The 22,309-nt window shown below is 65.6% G+C and carries 20 protein-coding genes and 1 riboswitch; of the genes, 6 read left to right on the top strand and 14 right to left on the bottom strand.

What is annotated here, in order from left to right; genetic code table 11:
* Positions 1 to 41: 41 nt before the first annotated feature.
* Entirely contained in the window at positions 42 to 737 is a 696-nt protein-coding gene (locus WEA80_06130; protein ID MEX1186148.1) for a dienelactone hydrolase family protein, read from the bottom strand.
* Positions 738 to 833: 96 nt separating this feature from the next.
* Entirely contained in the window at positions 834 to 1,427 is a 594-nt protein-coding gene (locus tag WEA80_06135) for a DUF4142 domain-containing protein (protein MEX1186149.1), read from the bottom strand.
* A 120-nt stretch (positions 1,428 to 1,547) separates the two neighbouring features.
* Here WEA80_06135 and WEA80_06140 point away from each other — a divergent pair, with 120 nt between their 5' ends.
* The 3 genes from WEA80_06140 to WEA80_06150 all read left to right on the top strand — a co-directional run bounded on the left by WEA80_06140 (position 1,548) and on the right by WEA80_06150 (position 5,845).
* Entirely contained in the window at positions 1,548 to 2,051 is a 504-nt protein-coding gene (locus WEA80_06140) for a retropepsin-like aspartic protease (GenBank protein ID MEX1186150.1), read from the top strand.
* A 145-nt stretch (positions 2,052 to 2,196) separates the two neighbouring features.
* Complete coding sequence (locus tag WEA80_06145; protein MEX1186151.1) at positions 2,197 to 4,098, top strand: multicopper oxidase domain-containing protein; 1,902 nt, start codon at positions 2,197 to 2,199, stop codon at positions 4,096 to 4,098.
* Positions 4,099 to 4,246: 148 nt separating this feature from the next.
* Positions 4,247 to 5,845 (top strand): peptide chain release factor 3, encoded by a 1,599-nt coding sequence (locus tag WEA80_06150; protein ID MEX1186152.1) that lies wholly within the window; start codon positions 4,247 to 4,249, stop codon positions 5,843 to 5,845.
* 9 nt (positions 5,846 to 5,854) lie between these two features.
* On the opposite strand, the gene WEA80_06155 is transcribed toward WEA80_06150, so the two are convergent.
* The 3 genes from WEA80_06155 to WEA80_06165 all read right to left on the bottom strand — a co-directional run bounded on the left by WEA80_06155 (position 5,855) and on the right by WEA80_06165 (position 9,606).
* Positions 5,855 to 7,963, bottom strand: a complete 2,109-nt coding sequence (locus WEA80_06155; GenBank protein ID MEX1186153.1) for a prolyl oligopeptidase family serine peptidase — start codon at positions 7,961 to 7,963, stop codon at positions 5,855 to 5,857.
* Between the two features lie 28 nt (positions 7,964 to 7,991).
* Complete coding sequence (locus tag WEA80_06160; GenBank protein ID MEX1186154.1) at positions 7,992 to 8,330, bottom strand: hypothetical protein; 339 nt, start codon at positions 8,328 to 8,330, stop codon at positions 7,992 to 7,994.
* A 184-nt stretch (positions 8,331 to 8,514) separates the two neighbouring features.
* Positions 8,515 to 9,606 carry a right-handed parallel beta-helix repeat-containing protein gene (locus WEA80_06165; GenBank protein MEX1186155.1) on the bottom strand — a complete coding sequence of 364 codons (1,092 nt, stop codon included), beginning with the start codon at positions 9,604 to 9,606 and terminating at the stop codon, positions 8,515 to 8,517.
* Positions 9,607 to 9,875: 269 nt separating this feature from the next.
* Positions 9,876 to 9,962: riboswitch (Fluoride riboswitch) on the top strand.
* Between the two features lie 84 nt (positions 9,963 to 10,046).
* Between WEA80_06165 and WEA80_06170 the strand changes: the two genes are divergently transcribed.
* Complete coding sequence (locus WEA80_06170; protein ID MEX1186156.1) at positions 10,047 to 11,213, top strand: cation:proton antiporter; 1,167 nt, start codon at positions 10,047 to 10,049, stop codon at positions 11,211 to 11,213.
* A gap of 38 nt (positions 11,214 to 11,251) precedes the next feature.
* Here the strand turns inward: WEA80_06170 and WEA80_06175 are convergent, their stop codons facing one another.
* The 6 genes from WEA80_06175 to WEA80_06200 all read right to left on the bottom strand — a co-directional run bounded on the left by WEA80_06175 (position 11,252) and on the right by WEA80_06200 (position 17,988).
* Positions 11,252 to 11,719 carry a DUF190 domain-containing protein gene (locus WEA80_06175; GenBank protein ID MEX1186157.1) on the bottom strand — a complete coding sequence of 156 codons (468 nt, stop codon included), beginning with the start codon at positions 11,717 to 11,719 and terminating at the stop codon, positions 11,252 to 11,254.
* 11 nt (positions 11,720 to 11,730) lie between these two features.
* Positions 11,731 to 12,117, bottom strand: coding sequence for a hypothetical protein (locus WEA80_06180; protein MEX1186158.1), 387 nt, complete (start codon positions 12,115 to 12,117; stop codon positions 11,731 to 11,733).
* Positions 12,118 to 12,240: 123 nt separating this feature from the next.
* The gene (ettA, locus tag WEA80_06185; protein ID MEX1186159.1) at positions 12,241 to 13,920 is read right to left on the bottom strand and encodes an energy-dependent translational throttle protein EttA; all 1,680 of its coding nucleotides are present in this window, start codon (positions 13,918 to 13,920) and stop codon (positions 12,241 to 12,243) included.
* A gap of 182 nt (positions 13,921 to 14,102) precedes the next feature.
* Positions 14,103 to 15,215 (bottom strand): zf-HC2 domain-containing protein, encoded by a 1,113-nt coding sequence (locus WEA80_06190; GenBank protein ID MEX1186160.1) that lies wholly within the window; start codon positions 15,213 to 15,215, stop codon positions 14,103 to 14,105.
* A complete protein-coding gene (locus tag WEA80_06195) occupies positions 15,199 to 15,720 on the bottom strand; it encodes a sigma-70 family RNA polymerase sigma factor (protein MEX1186161.1) in 522 nt (173 codons plus the stop codon). Before WEA80_06195 ends, WEA80_06190 begins: the two co-directional genes overlap by 17 nt.
* A gap of 3 nt (positions 15,721 to 15,723) precedes the next feature.
* Complete coding sequence (locus tag WEA80_06200) at positions 15,724 to 17,988, bottom strand: VIT and VWA domain-containing protein (protein MEX1186162.1); 2,265 nt, start codon at positions 17,986 to 17,988, stop codon at positions 15,724 to 15,726.
* A 343-nt stretch (positions 17,989 to 18,331) separates the two neighbouring features.
* On the opposite strand from WEA80_06200, the gene WEA80_06205 reads away from it, so the two are divergent.
* On the top strand, positions 18,332 to 19,153 hold the full coding sequence (locus WEA80_06205; GenBank protein MEX1186163.1) for a lytic transglycosylase domain-containing protein: 822 nt from the start codon (positions 18,332 to 18,334) through the stop codon (positions 19,151 to 19,153).
* A 94-nt stretch (positions 19,154 to 19,247) separates the two neighbouring features.
* On the top strand, positions 19,248 to 19,955 hold the full coding sequence (locus tag WEA80_06210; protein MEX1186164.1) for a hemolysin III family protein: 708 nt from the start codon (positions 19,248 to 19,250) through the stop codon (positions 19,953 to 19,955).
* A gap of 40 nt (positions 19,956 to 19,995) precedes the next feature.
* Here WEA80_06210 and WEA80_06215 read toward each other — a convergent pair whose 3' ends face one another.
* From WEA80_06215 to WEA80_06225, 3 genes are read right to left on the bottom strand one after another with little or no spacing between them, the layout of a single operon-like run.
* Positions 19,996 to 21,153: an FAD/NAD(P)-binding oxidoreductase gene (locus tag WEA80_06215; protein ID MEX1186165.1), complete on the bottom strand. Its 1,158-nt coding sequence runs from the start codon at positions 21,151 to 21,153 to the stop codon at positions 19,996 to 19,998.
* Positions 21,154 to 21,159: 6 nt separating this feature from the next.
* Complete coding sequence (locus tag WEA80_06220; GenBank protein ID MEX1186166.1) at positions 21,160 to 21,510, bottom strand: DsrE family protein; 351 nt, start codon at positions 21,508 to 21,510, stop codon at positions 21,160 to 21,162.
* A complete protein-coding gene (locus WEA80_06225; protein ID MEX1186167.1) occupies positions 21,507 to 22,187 on the bottom strand; it encodes a metalloregulator ArsR/SmtB family transcription factor in 681 nt (226 codons plus the stop codon). Before WEA80_06225 ends, WEA80_06220 begins: the two co-directional genes overlap by 4 nt.
* Between the last annotated feature and the right edge of the window lie 122 nt (positions 22,188 to 22,309).

Here is a 22,309-nt window from a genome sequence, read left to right on the forward strand (position 1 = left end):
TTATGACCATCAGGAGGCCATTAACTACTGCAAGTACTTGATCAGGAATGCCACGCTGCGAGTCCAGGCCCGTCCGCCGCGCCACGATCGTGGACCTCGGGCCTCGTGTCGTTGAAGAACGCGTGATCCGCGTCGTAGAAATGGGCACTGACGTCGGCAGCGGAGCCGGAGAGCTTCTCGATGAGCTCCTTCGCCGTTGCTTCCGGGACGGACGTGTCGCGCTTGCCGAAATGGAGCATTACCGGAACCTCGACCTTCGCCGGATCGATCGGGACGTTCGGATGCACTCCGTAAAAGTCGACCACAGCGCCGATCTCGCCCGGATATTCCTGACCGGCATATAGTGCCAGCTGTCCGCCCATGCAGAAGCCGACCACTCCCACCTTTTTCGGCGACACGTCGGGCCGCGCGATGAGATGGCGGGCGGCGCCGCGAATGTCCTTGGCCGCCTCTCCAATGCGCAGTGCCATGAACATCTTCGCTGCCTGATCGGGGCTCTTCGTCTGCTGGCCGTCGTACAGGTCGGGGGCCAGCACCACGAATCCCGCGGCCGCGAATCGATCGGCTACGTCCTTGATGTGATCGACCAGTCCCCACCATTCCTGCACCAGGATCAACCCGGGGCCGCCCTTCCCGGATTCGGGCGCGACTAGGTATCCCGGGGCCGTGCCGCCGTTCGCTTCGAACCTGATCATGTCACCACGCATCGCCTTCCTCCTGGTCCTGAAGAGGCTCATCACCGCCGTTGGTGAAAAAACCGACCTCTTCATCGCAACCAACGTGCGCGCGGCTCGCCAGATCCGTGGGTCTAACCCCTCGAAAACCGGGCGGCGCTACATCAACTGCTTCTGCAGCGCCTGCACGGCGTCGAGGTGGCGCTCGATCGCGGGTGCCGTGAGCTGAATGAACTGCTTGAGCTCGGTGTCCCGCGCCATGGCCATCGCGTCGGTGGCGACCTCCAGCATATCGAGGTGGGCCTCGATCTCGCGACCGACGTAGGCCTTGTCGAAGTCCCGCCCCTGTGGTGTCGCGGTCAGCCGCTGCAGCGACTGGCCGTACTCCGCGGTGAACGTCTCACCCTGGGGAAGGTCCGGCGTGACTCCCATTCGCTTCGCCAGCCGCTCGATGCTCACGCGCATCGCGTGGTGGTCGGCGGCCATTTTTTTTGCCAGATCACGCACCGCCGCGCTTCCTTTGGTCGCGGCCAACGCCGCCACGCTGCTGTCGGTGATGCTGGAGGCGTCGAACAGCGCGATGATGTTGGCATCGCTGAGCGAGGGTCCCCCGAGCGCGGTATCGGGCTCCTCGGAGTTGAGCATCGCCGAGACCGTGTCGCCTTCGCCGGCGGCGCCGTCGGCGCCGCGATCACACGCCAGTAGCACCGCGGCAACAAGGACGAGCGTGCAGCTGCGAAAGGAAGGACGCATGACTTTCTCCGCGCCTGGTGATGTTCCGGGGTAAGTGTACCGCCCACCGGAAAGGGAGCAAGTGACACTTCTAACCGGTCACATAGGCAAATCGCACACCCCCGTTGCAGACTTCCCGGTGTGAAGCTCACTCCTTTTCCTTTCTTTCTCGCCCTGCTTGCCTCCGGCGGATGCGACGGCGCCCTGCCGGGTCGCGTGGCCGTTCAGGCGGACACTGCGGCCGGCGAGGTTCCGCTGCGCGTCGCGGGGCGGGGCGGCGCGGTCCTGCTAGTCGCCGTCCACATCAACGGCTCGGGGCCGTACAACCTCGTGCTCGACACGGGCGCGACCCTCACGTGCATCGACGAGGGGCTGGCGAGGGAGCTTCGCCTCCCCCGAAAAACCGGCGCGGTCGGTCTGGGGGCCGGAGTCGGCGGATCCGGACGCGTCGCGCTGGTCCAGGTCGACTCCGTCCGGGCGGGCTCGTCGACCGTGCGCAATCTCACGGCGTGCGTTCTGGACCTCCGCCATCTCCGCGACCTCGGCGCCGGCGGCGTCAATGGACTGCTCGGCCTGAACTTCCTGTCCGGCTTCCACGTAACGCTCGACTTCGAGCAGCGGCTGATGACGCTGGCGCCGAAGTAGCGCCACCTCCCGGGCGCCAGCCAGCAGCTAGTCTAGCAGCTGCTAGCTGCTACTAGCTGTCTCGTCGATCCGGCAATATCGCGCCAAGATGCATGCGAATACTTGCCGGGCCGCGCGGAGGGAGTGAGAATACCGGGCCGTGAACATGCCTTTCCCCGCCGTTGCCGTCGCCGCCCTCGCAGCGTTCGCCACATCGTGCGCTCGCGGCACTGCCGTTCCGCCGACGGTTGGATCGTCGTTCACCATAGCCGCGCCGAACGACAATCGGGTGCCGGCCGGCAGCCTGCGCAATGGCGTCTTGCGCCTCGACCTCGATGCGGTCCGGGCGGGCTGGCGGCCCGACGCGAACGTGGACACCGCGGCGACGGTCCAGGCCTTCGCGGAGCGCGGCAAGCTGCCGACGATACCGGGGCCACTCGTGCGCATCCCCGATGGGACCGAGGTCAGGCTGACGGTCAGGAATCTCATTCCCGATTCCACGCTGATCGTTCACGGCCTGCGCGCCGGCGCCGTCGCTGATGACAGCTTCAGCGTCCCGCCGGGGGCGACGAGAGAGATCGTGTTCACCGCCGCGAACGCCGGCACGTTCCACTACTGGGGTACGACTTCGCATTCAGCCTTGAATCGACGAGTGGGGCGGGACGCGCTGCTCTCGGGTGCGATCGTCGTCGATCCCGTGGGAACGGTTCCCGACCCGCGAGAGAGAGTGTTCGTCATCACGTTGATCGACTACATGTCGGATACCGCCCTTCCGCCTCCGCGCGAAGAGATTTGGGAGATCGCCGTGAACGGCAGGTCGTGGCCGCACACGGAAAGGCTCTCATACGCGATGGGGGACACCGCGCGGTGGCGCTTCATCAACGCGACCGACCGCCCCCACCCCATGCACCTGCATGGATTCCACTTTCTCGTTACGTCGAAGGGCGACGGCAAAGCGGATACGACTTACTCTCCGGATACGCGTCGTCACGCAGTCACCGAGTTCATGGTGCCCGGGAGCACTTTCAGCCTCGAGTGGGTTCTTACGCGTCCCGGAAACTGGCTGGTGCATTGTCACATGATCCCGCACATCACGCCATACCCAATGAGACCGGACAGCACCCGGCAGCATGACGTACATGCGGTCGATCAGCATCCCACCGTGTCGATGGCGGGTCTCGTTCTGGGAGTCAGCGTTACCGATCCGCGGGGGAGATACGCGGCGCCCGTCGCGCCACCGGTCGCGACGCACCGGCTCTTCCTTCAGGAATCCCGACCTCAGCCGGGCATCGTCCCGAGGAAGGGATTCGTCCTCCAGCGTGAGGCAGAGCCGGCTCCGGATTCGGTCGAGGTGCCCGGCTCACCGTTAGTGGTTGTGCGAGGACAGCGGAACAGCATCACGATCGTGAACCGCCTGCGAACGCCAAGCAGCGTTCACTGGCACGGGATGGAGCTCGAGAGCGTATTCGACGGGGTGCCGGGGTTCAGCGGCGTCGGAGCCACGCGAGCTCCGTTGCTCGCGCCAGGCGACTCTTTCACGGCCTGGTTCACTCCGCCGCGCGCCGGCACGTACATCTACCACAGCCACATGGACGAGGAGGATCAGCTCTTCTCCGGCATGTACGCGCCGCTGCTGGTGCTGGAGCCCGGCGAGCGGCACGACCCGTCGACCGACCTAACGATGGTGGTAGGAATGGTGCCCGCGATCGGGGGCGGATTTGCCTACGCGCTCAACGGCACCGTTTCGCCGAACCCGATCAGAGTGCAGGCCGGGAAGACATATCGGCTGCGTCTGATCAACATCCTGTTCGCGCCGGCGATCACGGTCGAGCTCAGCGCGGCGGATTCCGCGGTCCAGCGGTGGCGGCTGATATCGAAGGATGGAGCGACGGTTCCGGAGGCGTTGACCGCTGTTCGCCCAGCTCGTATGCGGATCGGCGTCGGTGAGACATACGACCTGCGGTGGGTGGCACCGGCCGGCGAGTCCCTTCTCAAGATTCAGCCGGGCGCTCCGCCCGGAGTGGCTCCCCTTCCGCCGCTGCTGCAAAAGCTTATCAGCCGGCCGTAGGGAGCTGCGGCAATTGCCGCGGCCGGCGCGCGCGGCTGACCGGGGCAGGGATCGGCAAGTGTATAATCCCCATAGCCGCGACCGCGTGATGTTGCAGCGACTTCAGCCGCCGTCGCCAATAGCCAATAGCCAACAGCCAATAGCGTCTTTGAGTACTCCCGACCTCGCCGCGGCGATCAGCCGCCGGCGCACTTTCGCCATCATCAGCCATCCCGACGCGGGCAAGACGACGCTCACGGAGAAGCTGCTGCTGTACGGCGGCGCCATCCACCTCGCGGGCTCCGTGAAGGCGCGCCGCGCGCAACGGCACGCGACGTCCGACTGGATGAAGCTGGAGCAGGAGCGCGGCATCTCCGTCACGTCGAGCGTCATGAACTTCGAGTACGACGGGTATCAGGTGAACCTGCTCGACACCCCCGGACACGAGGACTTCTCCGAGGACACGTACCGCACCCTGGTCGCGGCCGACAGCGCGGTGATGCTGCTCGACAACCGCCGCGGCGTGGAGGAAAGAACACGGCAGCTCTTCGAGGTGTGCAAGCTCCGGCGCACTCCGATCTTCACGTTCGTGAACAAGTGCGACCGCGTCGGCGAGGACCCGCTCAAGCTCATCAGCGACGTCGAGGCCGACCTCGGCATCATGTGTCATCCCGTCACGTGGCCGATCAACCGCGACAACGCGTTCATCGGGATCTATGATCGCTGGTCTGAGACGATCCACCTGTTCGACCGGAGCGAGGATCATGGCGCGACGCGGGCCGCGGTGCGTGCCTCTACTCTCGACAGCCCGGAGCTGCGCGACCTGCTCGGCGCGGAGACGCACGAACGGCTGACGCACGACATCTCGCTCCTGGACGAAGCGGGGCATCCGTTCTCGCGCGATGCGCTGCTATCGGGCGAGCTGTCGCCCGTGTTCTTCGGCAGCGCTCTCACCAACTTCGGCGTCGAGGCCTTTCTGCATCACTTCCTCGAGTTCGCGTCGCCCCCGCTACCGCGCGAGTCGTCGGCGGGGCTGGTGCAGCCGACCGACGAGGACTTCACCGGCTTCGTGTTCAAGATCCAGGCGAACATGGACCCGCGGCACCGCGACCGCGTCGCGTTCGTTCGGATCTGCTCCGGAAAGTTCGAGGCCGGGATGGACGTCACGCACGTGCGCACGAAGAAGACGATGCGGCTCGCCGCGCCCCAGCAGTTTCTCGCGCGCGAGCGATCCGCCGTGGAGGAAGCGTGGCCCGGCGACGTGATCGGCGTGATGGACCGCGGAACGCTCCGCATCGGCGATACTCTGTCCACGCGCCCCGGCGTCGAGTTCACCGGCATCCCGCGGTTCGCGCCGGAGCATTTCGCGCGCGTCATCCTCACGGATCCGATGCGCCGCAAGCAACTCGATACCGGGCTGCGCCAACTCACCGAGGAGGGCGCGGCGCAGGCGTTCTACACCTCCGCCAGCGACATCGCGAGCCCCACGCCGATCATCGGCGCGGTCGGACTTCTCCAGTTCGACGTGATGCTCCACCGCCTCGATCACGAGTACGGCGTGCGCTGCCGCCTGGAGATGATCGGCGGCCGCTATCCGCGCTGGGTGACGGGAGCGAAGGACGACATCGAGCGGTTCGCCGGCGAGCGGGGCCGGATGCTGCTGTACGACTCGAAGGGTAATCCGCTGGTTCTCTTCGAGGATCAGTGGGGACTCAAGTGGGCGCTGGACCGCGAGACGAAGATCCAGTTTCACGAGGTCGCGCCGTAGCGCGACAGCTTACGGCGATCGCTGTAAGAGCCTCCGCTCGAAGAACTCCGCCACCGCCGCGTTCACCCGCAGGTTGTTCGAATAGCGCATCCAGTGGTGGGTGTCGTCCGGAATGACGATCTGCTCGTACTGCACTCCCACCGCGTCGAGCCTGCGCGCGAGATCCACGGTCTCGCTGAAGCGCACGTTGCGGTCGTCGTCGCCGTGGATGAACAGCACCGGCGACTTCCACGTGCTCACGTCGGCGACGGGCGATGAGCGCCACGCGATCGCCGCGGCGCTGTCGCGATCGGTGGGCTCGAACTGCCACTGCGCCATGCCGAGCCGGCGGCCGCCCTCGGAGGTGTAGTTGTGCACTCCGTGGATGTCTACGCCCGCGGCGAACAGGTCGGAGTCGCGCGCCAGCGCCAGCGCGGTGAGATACCCGCCGTACGATCCGCCGTAGATGCCGATGTGCCGGCCGTCCACCTGGGGCAGTGCGCGCAGGTACTCGCCCGCGGCGCGGATGTCCTGATACTCGCTGGCTCCGCGACTGCCGCCTCCGACGGGATTCTGAAAGTCGAAGCCGTAGCCGATGCCGAGCCGGTAGTTCACCGCGAGCACGACGAATCCGCGGCTCGCCAGGTACTGATTCACGGCGTACGCGTTCGAGTAGTAGTCGGAGTAGTGCCAGCCGAGCAGCATCTGACGGGAAGGCCCGCCGTGCACGTAAACGATGGCGGGTTTCTTCGCCGCGCCTCCGGCGGGCTCGAACAGCTGTCCGTGAACTTGCAATCCGTCGGGCGCACGGAACGTGACTTTCTTCGGCGTGACGAGTCGCGCCTCGGGAAAATCACCGGGCATCGGATTGCCGGACACCGCCCGGCTCTCCGTCCCCTGAGTCGACATTACCATCGGACGTGGCGGGCTCTGTGCGCTCGCGCCGACGAACGCTATGCTGCGGCCGTTATCCGTAACCACCGGCGCCCACTCGTTGCCGACTCCGGGCGTCAGCACCTCGATCGCGGCGCGCTCCACCGGCGTTCGAACTAGATGCCTCCGGTCGATGTCGTCCCGATCGGGCCCCGTGTTGGCCGAGAAATAGACGAACCGCTTGTCCGGACTCAGCCTGGGAAATTCGACCATGTAGTCGCCGGGCGTGAGCAACACCGGCTCGCCGCCGCGCGAATCGATGGAGTACATATGCGGCCAGCCGTCCATGTAGCTGAGGAAGACGATCCGGTCCCCCGCTACCCATTGCAGGTTCGACCCGCCGCTGGAGCCGGGCAGAGTCTCCGGTGCTCTCCAAAGCTGCCGTGCGCTACCCGACGCGGCGTCAGCCACCCACACCGCCCACGGGTTCGGACGGCGCTCGAGAATCGGCGCGGGCGCGCCTCCCGACGCGGCACGGCGAACGAACGCGATTCGGCTGCCGTCCGCGGACCAGCGCGGCGACCCGTCGCGCGCGAGCGCTGGGGCAATCCACAGGATGGGCGTGCTGTCGTTGGTGAAGACGCCGACGAACGAGTGGTCGCCGCGGCTGGAGACGAACGCGAGCCGCGAGCCGTCCGGCGACCATTGGATGCCACCGTTGTCGCCGCGCGCGGACAGCAATCGCTTCGCCGCAACCGATCCGTCGATCGGCACCGTCCATATCTGGCGATCTCGCTCGAACGCCACGGTTTGCGAATTCGGCGAGATCGCGGGGTAGTCACCGCCTTCCGTGAGAACACGCGGCTCCCCATCCGCGAAAGGCACCGCCAGCAGCTGCAGCTTTGCCGACGTCGGCAGCGACGACGGATTGACCGGAACGAGATCATCCCAGTTCGAGCCGTGCTCGCCACCGCGCACGAACACCACCCACTGGCCGTCGGCGGACAGCGTGACGCTCGTGAGCTCCTGTCCGTCGTCGCGGTCGTAGCTGGTGAGCTTCCGTGCGGCGTAGTCCGGACCTTCCGCAACGTAGACGTTGCGCCGGCCCTGCTCGTTGATCGTCCACGCGACGCGCGAACCGGTTGCGGCGGCGGTCAGGTTCTGCGGAAAAGCGTACGACCGAATGCTCTCGGTCGTCAGCGCGGCCTGGGCCTCGGCAACGAAGGGAGTTAGCGCAATGGCGAAGAGTATTCGTCTGTTCGTCATCAGTAGGATGATGGTTGGCCGGTCGGGTCTATCGAACCGTCACGGCAGTATCCAGGACGGCCTTCAGTGGCCATCCCGTATTCTCGTACCGGTAAAGCACTCGCACGCGATAGCTCCCTGCGACGAGATCGCGCATGACAGCGCGGTACGGAAACACCCCGATCACCTGGGCGCATGCCACGTCCTTACTCCTGGCGATCGCGGTGATGGTCAGCTCGCCGGCGACGTTGGTGAGCTCCCCTCGGAGATCCTGACAGGGATCAGGCGTGCTGATGTAACCTTCCACGACGACCGCTCCATCGACCGAAGAGGCGAGAGCGCGGTCGCCGGTCGCGCCGAATTCCGCCTTGCCGACGCTGAACTCCATGCCTCGTCCGGGAGCCGTAAGGTGTGCGCAGGCTGGCAGGCCGGCGGCAAGGACTGCGGTGACTGCGAGCGACAAATGAAGGCGCATGTAACCTCCGCGTGAGCGGCTGCTTCCAGAATCCGTGAAGAACGGCCTGCACGAAGACTGCCAGACTCGGCAGGTGATACCCCGGTTGTGCGGTCGGCTAGAGACTGTTCCAGTACTCGGAGAAGAATCGCGCGGACCGTAACGCTGGAGATCTTCGGAGGCGACCCACCAGCGACGAAGCCGAGGCCTTCAGCTCGTCGACGCTGCTCGTCGGCTCCTGTACCCAGTCGCCCGGCTGACGAACATCGTAAACCAGATTCCCGCTCACGGCGAATCGCGCGGGGACCTTGATGCGCGCAATCGGCCTTTGGGGGCAGTATGGCTCACCGGAGTCGTACCGCTGGGCCTGTGTCGTCCGCACGAAGACGTTGCGCGACAAGCGTCCCGGCGCGACCCCGGTATCGGGCGCGTTCCGCTCGATCATCGCGCCGCACGCTCCGGTGAGGTACACAATGTTCTCCTCGATCGTCGCGGCGGGTCCGCCCGTTTCGGCTCCCCAATACGCGAACCCCCAGGTCAGTACGTCTTCGACCACGTTGTGCCGAATGAGAGCGCGCGCGTCGCCGAACACGCCGATCCCTTTCCAGTACCGCGTTACCAGATTGCGCTCGACGATCGCGGCGGCGTCCCACGTGAGTCCGATGCCGACACCGCGCCCGCCGCCGACGCGACCGCCGGCTGCCTTGTCCACGCCGTCTATCACGTTGTCGCGGATCTCCGCGCGAGCGCCCCGGTACAGCGCGATTCCATCCCACGAGTTCCGGCGGATCGAGCAGTTACTGATGCGGATGTCGGACTGCTCGCGTCCCGCCACGCCGGCGATTCCCACGATGACCTTCGCGACCGTCGCCGAGTCGCCGATGTTATCGCGGATCGAGCAGCGATCGAGCGATACCTGCCCGCGCCGCACCACTACGGCAGCGCTGGTCGCGCGGCCATCGGCGTCACGCGTGCCGCCGGTAATCGTGACGCCCCGAAGCGAGCAGCTGTCGCAGCCGTCGAACAAGATCCCGTAGCCGGCATTCGTGTGAATGATCACGCTGTCGGCCGACGCTCCGACCAGCTCGACGTGGCGGCCGCTGAGCAGCAGGCCGTAGGTCGCCGGCACCGAAGTGCCCGCGCTCTCGCAGTTGCCGCAGGTCGAATCGGTGAACGCTGTGGGTGCGAGATAGTAGTGGCCCGCGGCCAAGACGAATCGCGTCGGACCGGACGAGGTTGCTACGGCTCGCTGAAGGTTGCCGCGCAGAGTCCGCGGTAGGACCTCGCTTCCGAACGGCGCGTCGGGGGAAATCCGCACCGGCGCACTCGTCAGATGCGGCACGGTCAGCGCGCAAGCTGTCACTCCGCAAAGGACAAAGCACCGCAAAACAGACTTCATTACATCTGTCATTTGAGCTCTCACACGAGCGTTTTGTCCGTGACTTGACTGTAGAAGTTACTTGCGGTAGGCTACCCTGGAGAGTACGCGGCGATGGAGTTCGCCTGAACCACCGATCATGCGATCGATAATCTGATCGCGCGACGGTTGATGACTCCTGCATGGCCCCAGTGCCGGGCAGGAGCTTTGTATTCCTAGCGAATGCAGTGCCTGGCAGCAGTACGATGTCACCTTTGCCGCCAGGAGGTCGCTTGGAGTCCAACATCTGGCTTTCCGCGAGTCTGTGGATGGCGCTCGCACTGGCCGCCAGTGTCATCTCCATCCGAGTTGGTATCTCGGTAGCCCTAATCGAGATCCTCGTCGGGGTCATCGCCGGGAATCTGTTTGGGACACAGACGGCGCCATGGATTGACTTTCTTGCCGCTTTCGGGGCCATGCTCCTGACCTTTCTCGCCGGCGCTGAGATCGACCCGGACTCGCTCAAGCGGCATCTCAAGCCTGCACTCGTCATCGGCGCTGTCGGGTTCATCGCGCCATTTCTTGCCGCTGGTGCCTTCGCCTACTGGGTGGCCGGCTGGGAGCCTCACGCCGCGTACATCGCCGGCATCGCGCTTTCCACCACCTCGGTGGCCGTCGTCTATGCCGTAATGGTCGAGACGGGACTGAACCGTACGGAGTTGGGAAAGCTCATACTCGCCGCCTGCTTCGTGAACGACCTTGGGACCGTGCTCGCGCTCGGGGTGATCTTCGCCGACTTCAATCGCTGGCTTGTCCTTTTCGTCGCCGTGACGGCCGTCGTGCTATGGTACCTGCCACGCGTCACCCGCTTCCTCATCCGGAGTCTGGGTCATCGCGTGAGCGAGCCAGAAATCAAGTTCCTCATTCTGGTGCTCTTCCTGCTTGGCGGTTTGGCCAAGGTTGCGCAGAGCGAGGCCGTTCTTCCGGCCTATCTTGCGGGTCTGGTCATCGCAGGTGTGTTCGTGCGCGACCGCGTGCTCATGGATCGGATGCGGTCGATCGCTTTCTCCATCCTCACGCCGTTTTACTTCATCAAGGCAGGCCTCTACGTTTCCCTCCCAGCCATCGCGACGGGAGCGCTCCTCATCACCGGCTTCCTGTTCGCCAAGATGTTCGCGAAAATCGCCGGCATCTGGCCTCTCACCCGAATCTTCCGGTTCGATCGGCGCGAGGGTGCCTACACGACCCTGCTGATGTCGACGGGTCTCACGTTCGGCACCATCTCGGCGCTGTTCGGACTGACTACCCACATCATCACGCAGCAGCAGTATACGATTTTGGTGACGACGGTTATCGGAAGCGCAGTAGTTCCAACATTGATCGCGCAACGTTTCTTCCAGGTCGCGGCGCCCGCCGTCGAGACGGAGGAAGACGTCGAGGAGATCCCGGAGCCGGCATGATCGACGCGCCGGACAAGGCGCGCTGCGACCTGCGCAGCTTAGATCGCCGGAGCGTCCGGGCCCGGCGCGCGACCGGACACACCGGCGGAGCTACCACGCGAATGCGGCTGGCGTATTTCCCATGTGCCGGTCACGTCGATAGACCAGTCGTCGGGCTCCTCTTCCTCGGGCTCGTGCGGCCGGTACATGATGACCCTGGCGCGCTCGAGAGTGATCAGCCCGCCGCCAATCATGCCGTCGAGCTCGGGAAGTATCGCCTTGATCCTCTCCTCGGTCTCGACACATTCGACCACGATCGGCATGTCTAGCGAAAGTACCTCGATCCAGGCCGAGTGCGGCTTACTGCTTGCCCCGAACCCCATGACCCCGCGGAACACCGTGGCACCGGCGTAATGCCGCTTACGCAAGAGCTCCACGATCTCCCTATGCAGCGACCGCCCATTGTACTGGTCGCGCTCGCCGATGTGGATGCGCATGAGTACGCGCTCACCCTTGAAACCGTGCATATAGACCTCCCTTATCGAGACTTTGCCTGGCCTGCATCAAGTCTGGAGGCAATTGAGATTAATAGCTCGCGCAACTCGTGCAGCATCGGTTCCACCTTCCGCACTACTCGGCGATCGACGGTTCCGTAGCGCCGAAGCGTGTCCGCGGTACTGTCGTCGAGACGCACTATTTCGGAAATGAGGAGGGCGCGTACCAATCGCTCCCTGGACAATCTGCGCGGCTGCAGCTGGAGATAGGAAGCGAGAAGTGTGACTCGCTCTCGTGCGACAGCCAATGCGGAGCTGATCTCTGCGGCAAAGCCGGGAGGCAGGTCGCGTTCATAGGACGTGAGATTCCCGAGGCCGCGGAAGGACGGCGCCGCCAACTGCTCGATCTTCGCCAAGGTGTCCTCGAGCATCGCGAGCTGTACCTCGAAATGCCGGCGCTGATGCTCGTTGAGGATGAAATGTCCCGGATCCGGTGCCAGAAGACCTCCTGCGAAGGATGATCCTGCGATCCGTGCTCAGCCCAGGTCGATTGTCTAAGCGCGCACCAGCTTCCGGTACGCGACGCGGTGCGGCTGATCCGCATCCACGCCCTTCCGCCGCTTGAAATCCTCGCGGTACGCCTGGTAGTTCCCCTCGAACCACACGGCCTCGCTGTTACCCTCGAATGCGAGAATGTGCGTCGCGATCCTGTCGAGAAACCAGCGGTCGTGCGAGATCACCACGGCGCAGCCGGCGAAGTCCACCAGCGCGTCCTCGAGCGCGCGCAGCGTATCCACGTCCAGATCGTTGGTCGGCTCGTCCAACAGCAGCAGGTTGCCACCGCTCTTCAGCAGCTTCGCCAGGTGCAGCCGGTTGCGCTCCCCGCCGGACAGCTTCTCGACTTTTTTCTGCTGGTCCGTCCCGCGGAAGCCGAACGACGCCAGATAGGCGCGGGCGTTGATCTCCCGCTTGCCGACGACGATGATGTCGTTGCCGTCGCTCACTTCGTCGTACACTGTTTTCTTCGCGCCGAGCTCGCGCGACTGATCGACGTACGCAGTGACGACCGTTTCGCCGATGGTGAGCGATCCGCCGTCGGGCTTCTCCTGCCCGACGATGATGCGGAACAGCGTCGTCTTGCCGGCGCCGTTCGGGCCGATCACGCCGACGATGCCGCCCCGCGGCAGCGAGAACGTCAGCCCGTCGAACAGCAGCTTGTCCCCGTACGCCTTTCTCAGATCGTCCGCGATCACGACGTCGTTGCCGAGCCGCGGCGGAGGCGGGATCACGATCTCGTGCTGGTACAGCTTCTCCCCCTGCGACTCCTTCTCCAGCTCCTCGTACTTCTGCACGCGCGCCTTGTTCTTGGCCTGGCGCGCGCGCGGCGCCATCCGCACCCACTCCAGCTCGCGCTCCAACGTTCGCTGCCGCGCCGACGCCTGCTTCTCTTCGGTCGCGAGACGCGTGCGCTTCTGGTCCAGCCAGCTGGTGTAGTTCCCCTCGTACGGAATGCCGGCTCCACGGTCGAGCTCCAGGATCCACTTCGCGACGTTGTCCAGGAAATACCGGTCGTGCGTCACCGCGACGATCGTACCGGGAAACTCGGCGAGATGCCGCTCGAGCCACGCGACGGATTCCGCGTCCAGGTGATTCGTCGGCTCGTCCAGCAGCAGTAAGTCGGGCTGCTCCAGCAGCACGCGGCACAGGGCCACGCGCCGCTTCTCGCCGCCCGACAGCTGCTTCACGTCCGCGTCGGCGGGTGGAAGTCGCAGCGCGTCCATCGCGATCTCGATCTTCCGGTCCATCTCCCACGCGCCCTTCGCCTCGATCGCGTCTTGCACGCGCGACTGCTCGTCCAGCAGCTTCTGCATCTGGTCGTCGTCCATCGGCTCGGCAAAGCGCGCTGAGATCTCCTCGAACCGCTTGAGCAGGTCGCGCACTTCCGCGACTCCGTCCTCTACGTTCTCCTTCACGTTCTTCGATTCGTCGAGCCGCGGCTCCTGAGAGAGGAACCCGACGCGCATGCCGTCGGCGATCCACGCCTCGCCCTGATAATCGTGGTCCTCGCCCGCCATGATCCGCAGCAGCGACGACTTGCCCGCGCCGTTGGCGCCGAGCACGCCGATCTTCGCGCCGTGATAGAACGAGAGCCAGATCCCGCGCAGGATCTCCCGCGACGGCGGGACGACCTTGCGCAGGTCCTTCATGACGTAGATGAATTGTGGAGGAGCCATGGAACTGAAGTTACTGGTGACTAGTGACTAGTGACTAGTAACTGCAACAAGCGCTGTGCTACGGCTGGATCGACAGCCTGATGAAGCCCGTCGACAAGCAGAGGTACCGGCAGCTGTTCACGCCGCGCAAGCCGAGGAGCAGGTGGTCGAAGCCGCCGCCGGCGTACGAACCATCCAGGCGTTCAGGGCACCCGTTCCAGCTCGCTCAGTCGCTTCGACAGCGCCTCGAGCTCCGCGACAGTCAGCGGGCCTGAGAGCGTGTAGGTCATTCCGCGCTCCGGGCTGGACCAGCGATAGGAATTGATCACCGTAGCGGCCATCTGGGCGGCCGCTCTCTGCTGCACTTGTGGCGCGGCGCTCCGCCGCGTGGCCGCCGACTCCTCCGCGAAGCTCGTTCGCAGTAGCTCTTCCGTGAGCGTGAGAACCGTTCCGTCCTTGGTGCGGTACCGCGATACGTTTGCGCCCAGCATCGGCGCGCTCGTGACGACGACTTCCTCGAACCTCATTGCGGGCCTCACCGGCGGAGGCGGAGCAGGAGGCGCGACCGGGAGTGCGGTAGGCTGCGCCACCGTTGGTGCTGCATCCTTTCTTGCAAGCGCAGCCGCCGGCGCTGCCGGCGGAGGCTTGGTTGCCATGCCACCGGCGACACCACGCTGCTCGACAAGCCCAGCCCGGGCAGACTCGGGTGGCGGAGCGCTGCGCTCCACCACGCGCGCGCGTCTTGCGCCGTCGGTTTCCCTTCCCGCGACGACACGCGGTGGCGCGACAGCATCCCGCGCGGCGTTGCCGGTTGTTCCACCGCCCGCTTCCGTCGACAGATCTGCCGCGGCGGCGGGAGCGCTCGCAGGCATTGCAGCCGTCGGGGATTCCGCTGTTGGCTCTGCAACGATTTCGCTCGCCGTCGCGGCGTCCGCCATCAATGATTCAGCTTGCGAGCTTCTTCCCCGCGCGAACGTCCCCGTGCGATCGAGCACGACCGCCGTGCCGCCCACGAGCAACAGCAGCGCGGCCGCGCGCGCATACGGCAGGCGGAAGATCAGTGGCCGCACCACCCGGCGGGCCGGAGCGGATGGCTGCACGATCACCGGCGCCGCGGGCGCTACCGCCGACGATGGCGCGGCATCGAGCGTGGTTATCACGCGTGACGCGGCCGCGACGAATCCGCGCGCTTCCGCGAGCGCTGCCGCGCACCGGGCGCATTGCCCGACGTGCAGCTCGAGCGTCGCGGCCTCACCCGGAGACAGCTCGCCATCTATGTACGCGTGCAGCGTGCCTTCTTCAGGATGCTGCGTCATTTCTCTCTCCTTTTCCTTCGATCTCTTCATATGCTTCCACGAGTCGCCGCCGCGCGCGCGCCAGCGTGGTTCCCACCGAGCCGGGCGAGAGATCGAGCGCTTCCGCGATCTCCGGGTAGCTCAGCCCTTCCTCTTTCATCAGCAGCGCCGACCTGTCCCTGTCACCCAGCGCGCCGAGCGCTCGCCGCGCGGCCGCGCTCTGCCGCAACCGCTCGACCGACAGCTCGGCCTCCGCATCCGTATCCTCCGAGCTCACCCGTGTCTCCGCGGCGAGCAGCGTCAGATGCTTCCGCTCCCGCTCCTGCCGCCGGGCCGCGTCCCGCAGAAGATTCGTGGCCACCGCGAACAGCCACGCGCGCTCGTTCGTGATCTCGTCCTGCCGCATCGCCCGCACGAACGTCTCCTGCGCCACCTCCTCCGCGAGGTCGCTGTCGCCCAGCCGGCGGGTCAGGTAGCGCACGAGCTGCGCGTTGTACGTTCGAAACAGGCGATCTACGTCAGTCATGCATTACCAGTCGCGTACGATTGCCTCGACCTCGGGTTCGGCGAGCCGCGTCGCGCCGTCGGGGTGCAGCTCGATCCGGACGCGCTTGCCGTGAACGAGAACCCTTTCTCCCAGGGCGAGTATCTCACGCAGCTCCGGGATCTCCTTCATGAGCGTGAAGTAAAGCTCGGAGAACGGCTGCACGCGAACCAGCCGCGAGCCCGTCCCCGCGTCGGCCACGTCTGTCCATACGCCGGCGCGCAGCACGAAGGTCCGTCCCGCCGCGTTCCGCACGTTCGCTGACGCGTCCGCGGCCGCCTCGAGCGTGCTCGCGGCGCGCTGTGACGCCGACCTGCGGGCGGACTCGAACGCCTGCGCTCCAGTCGTAGCCGGCGCCCTCGCCGGTGGCGGCGGCGAAACCGCCTTGCCGGCCAGATCTCTTTCCGGTCTCGCGGCCATGCCTCCGGCAGCGCCCGTCACCGTCACTTCTTGCAGACGCATAGTCCGGTCCCTGAATCGCTCCATCCCGGGCTCGAGCACCAGGTACGACGTCAGCTCGGTCGGAATGCCGAAGCGCTGACCGAGAGAGCGGATCTCGTCGTCCACTTCCGCTGACGCGCCCGACCGCCTCCGCTCGGCCGTCAGATAACCGATCCGGCGGATCGCCCACAGCCGCGCGACGAACGCGTTGTCCCGCTCACGCGCCGGAAAGCTCGCCGAGACCGGAATCCGCACCGATCCCTGCGGAGACGTTCCCGTAAGCTCGATCGTCCCGCGCCCTTCGCCCTCGTAGCGCGCGAGGATCACGAGGTCCTGGCCGGCGAACACGTCGGCGGGCAGCCGGGGATAGACCTGCCGCAGCCGCACTCCGTTGGCTTCGAGCCTGAGGTCGGTGATCACGGGAGCGCCGAGCCGCTGGGCAACGAGTGAAACGATGCGCTCGATGGACTCCGACGGCCTGACGAACTGCGCCGTGCCGCGTCCTTCGATGGACAGCTCCTCGAGCAGCGCCACGTTCACGTCCGCGCCGAGCCCGAAGGTGAACACCCGCGCGCGGCCGCGACGGTCCGCCGCGATCTGCGCCAGCCGGGCATGCCCACGCTCGCCGACAGTCGGCAATCCGTCCGTGAGAAAGAGCACGATCGGGATGCCCCGTGCCTCGTGATCCAGCGCTTCCTCCAGCGCGGCCTGAATGTTGGTGGATCCCTCCGCGCGCAGCGCGCGCAGGTAGCGCACGGCTTCCGCCACGTTCGCAGCGGTCGCCGGCACGGACCGCGACCGGAAGCTCTCGACCTCCGTGCTGAACGGAATGATCCTGAAGTAGTCGCCCGGTCTCAGCGTGCGCAGCAGTGCTTCGCCCGCCCGTACGGCCTGGCGCATCTTCTCGCCGCGCATCGAGCCGGAAACGTCGAGCACGAACGCGACGTCGCGAATCGCGGGCACCGTGCGTGTAGCTCCGGGCGACAGCGAGATCATCACGTACCGGTCGTCCGACCCGGTCGCATGTGTGAGCAGAGTGACCGCCGGACGGGTGCCGCTCGCGCGCGGGACCAGCACAGTGATCGCCGCGCCGCCGCCTGACGACTCGAACGTTCTCCACGACCCTTCGCGGCTCTCGTGCAGCGAGTGCGTCGGAGAATACGCGCGCCCCAGCGCCGCCCCGACGGGATACCGCAGCCGGAAAGTCGAAACGGTGCGCTGGCTCGAGACCGTTCCATCGTCGCCGTTGCCGCGAGCCGGTATCGGCCTGCCTTGCTGCTGCCGCGGCTCGGTCCCGCGGAAGTAATCGATGCGCAGAGCGTCGCCCTGCCGCTCCGCGACGACGTCGAAGCGCACGACTACCTGCTTTCGCTCTCCCGGCGCGATCGGAAAGATTCGCGCGCGGAGCAGCCCGTGATCGAACCATTCGACGAGCGCGGGATCGCGTTGGCTCCGGACGATCTCCTCGTAAATGGCCCGCGCGCGGTCGGCGGTCATCGTCTCGCCCGACACCAGCTCGCCGTTGATCATGAGCCGCAGGTCGCGGAAGGCGGCGTTGCGCGGAAGCGGAAAGATGTAGTCGGCCTCACCGAGCGCTCCGCCGTTGTTCACGAAAGTCTCGCTGACTTCGTAGCGAAGCACGCCGGAAGCCAGCTCGACCCGGACGTCGCTGCGGACCCGCGCGACGCCCCCCTGCGTCGTGCATGGCCGGCGGATCTCCGCGCACCTGGGCACCAGCAGCCCCTGGGCGAAGGCGGTTTGAATGGGTGCGGCGGCAAGGGAAAGAAGTGCGAAAACGAGGCGGCGCATCGGGACCTGTGGTGTGAGAGTCACCCGGGAGACGCTGTCCGCGCTGCGACTTGCACATCCGGCTTTGGGTTAAGCCCCGTCCGAAGCCCCCAACACATCCGGTTTCTCACATTTATGATCTTAGGAAGAGTTAACCTAACCCTAATGATAACAATAGGTTAACCCCATGGATAAGGGGCTCCCGACCCTTGAAATCGAGGCCTAAACAGATTATACTGAGACGTGCAAAACATTTGGATTCCAGGGGTGTAGTCACCTCTTGGGTCCAATTTCCCATGGACGTATTCCGCCCTTGGGCAGAGTCCGCGTGGCCTTCTGGTCACGCAGAGCAAAGGAGACTGGCATGAACCGATTTGAGTCTTTCATGAACAACAGAGCGGCTCGCGTTGGCGCGGCCGTCGGCACGGTCGTGGTCGCGGCCGTCGTCGCGGTGCAGCTCGGCTCCGGATCGGGGACGTCCAGTGGAACCGCGTTCATCGATCACGCCCTCGCCACGGTGGCCGAGCGGCCGGTCCGGAGCGAGTCGGGCTGGGACATCGCCAACCTCGACAACCAGCGCGTGGACATGTGGATCGAGATCTTCACGACTCGTCCGAAGCTGCGCGACCGGTTCGCCGTGTGGCTCGAGCGCAAGCCGAAGTTCGAGCCGATGATCTCGGCGAAGCTCGCCGACCGCGACATGCCGCAAGACCTGATCTACCTGGCGATGATCGAGTCGGGCTTCAATCCGAAGGCATATTCCCACGCCCACGCGGGCGGACTCTGGCAGTTCATCGCGGAGACGGGGCAGCGTTACGGCCTGACGGTGAACAAGCGCGTGGACGAGCGCAACCATCCGGACAAGGCGACCGATGCTGCGCTGGCGTACCTGACGGACCTGCACGACCGCTTCGGTTCGTGGTATCTCGCGGCCGCGGCATACAACACGGGCGAGAATCGCGTCGGACGGCTCATGCGCGAGGTCACGGGCAAGGAGCGTGGTACGGATGCGGATTACTACCGTATTTCGAGCCGGCTGCCGCGGGAAACGCGGGACTACGTGCCGATGATGATCGCTGCGGCGCGTATCTCCAAGGACCCGGCGAAGTACGGCTTCGGTCCGGAGACCGAGTACCGCCGGACGGCGGCAGCGGAAGTCGCGCAGGAGCCGAGGGTAGCGGAGTAGGACAGCGTGACGGGGTGCATGCAGATCGCCGCCTTCTTCCTGGCGAGGTGACGACGCATCTGCCACGGCCGGCTGGGCGTGGGGACCGCATCATGTGAGATTCCAGCTGTACGCGGGCTCGGCACTCTGCGAGCCCGCCGGGAATCTCCCGGGGACCATGCATCCGACAGTCGAACGTCCGCAGTCGCGAGGCGAGGAAATCGCCAACAGTGTGAGTCACGGAATCGGGTTGCTGGCCGCGCTGGCCGGCACGCCGGTCCTCCTCGTGGCCTCGGCTCGACATGGTACAGCCGGAAATGTCGTAGCCGCTGCCATCTTCGCAGCCACCACCGTGCTGCTGTACCTCGCCTCCACGATCTATCACGCCGTCCCGCACAACCGGGCCAAGCATGTGCTCCGCATGATTGATCATGGTGCCATCTTCCTCCTCATAGCCGGCACCTACACGCCGTTCACGCTCGGCGTCCTCCGCGGAGCCTGGGGATGGTCGCTGTTCGGCGTGGTCTGGGGCCTCGCCATCATTGGTGTAGCGCTCAAGGCGCTCGACACCTTGTGGCACCCGGTGCTGTCGACCGCCCTATATGTCACGATGGGATGGCTTGCCGTCGTGGCGGTCCGGCCTTTCTGGCTTCGCCTACCTGTAGAGGGATCGATGTTGCTGCTGGCCGGCGGAATCGCGTACACGGGTGGCGTCGCTTTTTATGCGTCGAAGCGCATTCGCTACGGCCACTTTCTGTGGCACCTCTGCGTTCTCGCCGGAACGGTGTGCCACTACCTCGCCGTGCTATGGTACGCCTCGTAGGTCAGACGGGAATCGATCCCTCGGGACGGATCTGCGCCGGTTAGAACCAACGGTAGAGCCAGTTTTTCTCGAACAAGACTTTCGCCGCATGCCAATGCCACGCCGGGGGGTGAAGCTTTATCGTCGGCACCGGCTCGCCATAGAAATTTCCCTTGCCGAATCCGGCTTTCCCATCCCCAGCCTCCAGGAAGCACTCGCCGGCTCCGGCGAACGTTGCGGCGCTTCCTTGTCCCGTCACGGCGCGGGCGATGTTGTGCGCGACCACTTCCGCCTCGCCGTGCGCGAAGACACCCGCCTTCGGTAGCGGCTTGCCCATGGTCAGCGGGATGGATACGACGTCACCGATCGCGTACACGCCCGGGTGTTTCGTTTCCAACGTGTGCCGGTCCACCTGAATCCACCCCGTGTCGCCCACCAGGTCCGTCTCGCGCACTACTCGCGGTGGCGCGTGCGGCGGAACGAAAGCGAGCAAGTCGAAGTTCGCCTCGAATCCGTTGGTGAACTTGAGCAGTCGGTCCGCGACGTCCACTTCCTTGATCTGGTGCTCCGGGTGATAGGTGACGCCCTTGCTTTCCACCATTTGCCGGACCGCCGCGGATACCTCTGGCCCCGCGACTCCCATGGGCCCTGGCTCCGCCGCGTACAGGTCGATCTGCGTGCGGTCCCGAAGCTTCCGCTTTCGAACGGCGTACTCGAGCAGCATCGCGGCTTCATACGGTGCGGCCGGACACTTGTAGGCCGGTGCCGCGGTGAGGATGGCGATCTTCCCGCCCGAAAAATCAGCCAGGGCTTCGCGCAGAGATTCGGCCCCGCCGAGCGTGTAGAAGTTGTGGCCCGCGTCGGCGAGGCTGGGAATGGCCTCCGGCACGAGCTCCGCTCCGAGCGCGATCACGAGATGATCGGCGTCGATGGTACGTCCGTCGACGACCGCCGATCGCTTGCCGGGATCTATCCGCTCGACTTCGCCACGCACCACCTCGATGCCGCGCTTCCGCAGCCTGGCCAGCGGGCGGGAGATCTGATCCGGCGTCCTCCCGCCCGTCATCAGCCAGAGAAACGATGGCGCGAATACGAAGGAGCTTCCGCGCTCGACCAGAACCACACGGTGCTCTTTCGGGAGCAGCTTGCGGAGGGCGTTCGCCGCTACCAACCCGCCAACCCCTCCGCCGAGCACGAGTACAGTCTGTGATTTTGCCATGGCGTGTTAAAAGATGAGGACCTTGTCGGCTTCGATAGTCCAGGACGTCCACTCGCCCAGTGTGCTCCGGCGCGCGCCTTCCACCAGCTCGGCCTCGGTAATCCCGCGCGCATCCATGCAGGTTCCGCAGACCCCTATCCCGCCGCCATGCCGGGTTACCGCTGCGAGCATGGCTTGGACGTTGTAGTAGCCCTGCGGGACCTTCTGTCCGCTCTTGGCGCATGCGGCAGCGTCGCCGGCGAGAAAGACCTTCACTACGACATTGTCGCGCTGCGCCAGTGAGCCCGCCAGGCGTAGCCCGTTGTAGCATCGCTCCGTGCCATAGGGAGGATCGTTCAGAACCAGCAGGACGTTCATGCCGCCCCCTCGTGCGCGGCAGTTTCGACGGGCAGCCCCGCGGCGCGCCATTCCGGGAACCCATCCATCAGGCGCCTGGCCCGATGTCCGCGGAGTCGAAGGATCTCGACTGCGCGAAAAACGAGAACGCAGTACGGCCCCCGGCAGTACGCGACGACGTCCTTGTCCGCGGGAATTTCGCTGACGCGGCGCTCCAGCTCCGCGAGCGGGATGGAGACCGCTCCGGGAATGTGACCGGCGAGGTATTCCTCCTCGGGCCGGACGTCGACGACCAGCACCGTTCCCGCTCGAGCCCGGTCGAGCAGCCCTTCCCGTGTCACCGGCTCGAGCTCGTCCCGCGCGGTGAGGTAGCTGGCCACCAGATCATTGAGCTCCGAAAGACGCCGCTCGCCAATCTCGCGCATGAGTCGGAGCAACTCGTACACACCCGGGTCCGCGAGCCGGTAGTGGACGTACAGCCCTTCCTTGCGCGCGTCCACCAGCCCCGCGTCCCGCAGCGACTGCAGATGGTGGGATGTGTTCGCGACCGAGAGCGTCGTCTCCTTCGCGAGCTTCTCCACCGTCCGCTCACCCTGGGCGAGAATCTCGAGCAGTTCCATGCGCCGGCCGCTCGCTACGGCTTTACCGATTCGCGCGAGCTGCTCGTATATCCGCTCCTTTCCTCGCCGACGTCCCATCCGCCCGCCTCACCTTGAGTATTCAAATACTTACTTGAATAGAGTTTCCGGGTCAAGGGGGTGCTACGAAGCTCTGCGAACTCCGGGCTCGAGCTCGGCACGGCACGGCGCTGTAGCGGTCC

The organism is Gemmatimonadaceae bacterium (assembly GCA_040882285.1).
Lineage (GTDB): Bacteria > Gemmatimonadota > Gemmatimonadetes > Gemmatimonadales > Gemmatimonadaceae > JACDCY01.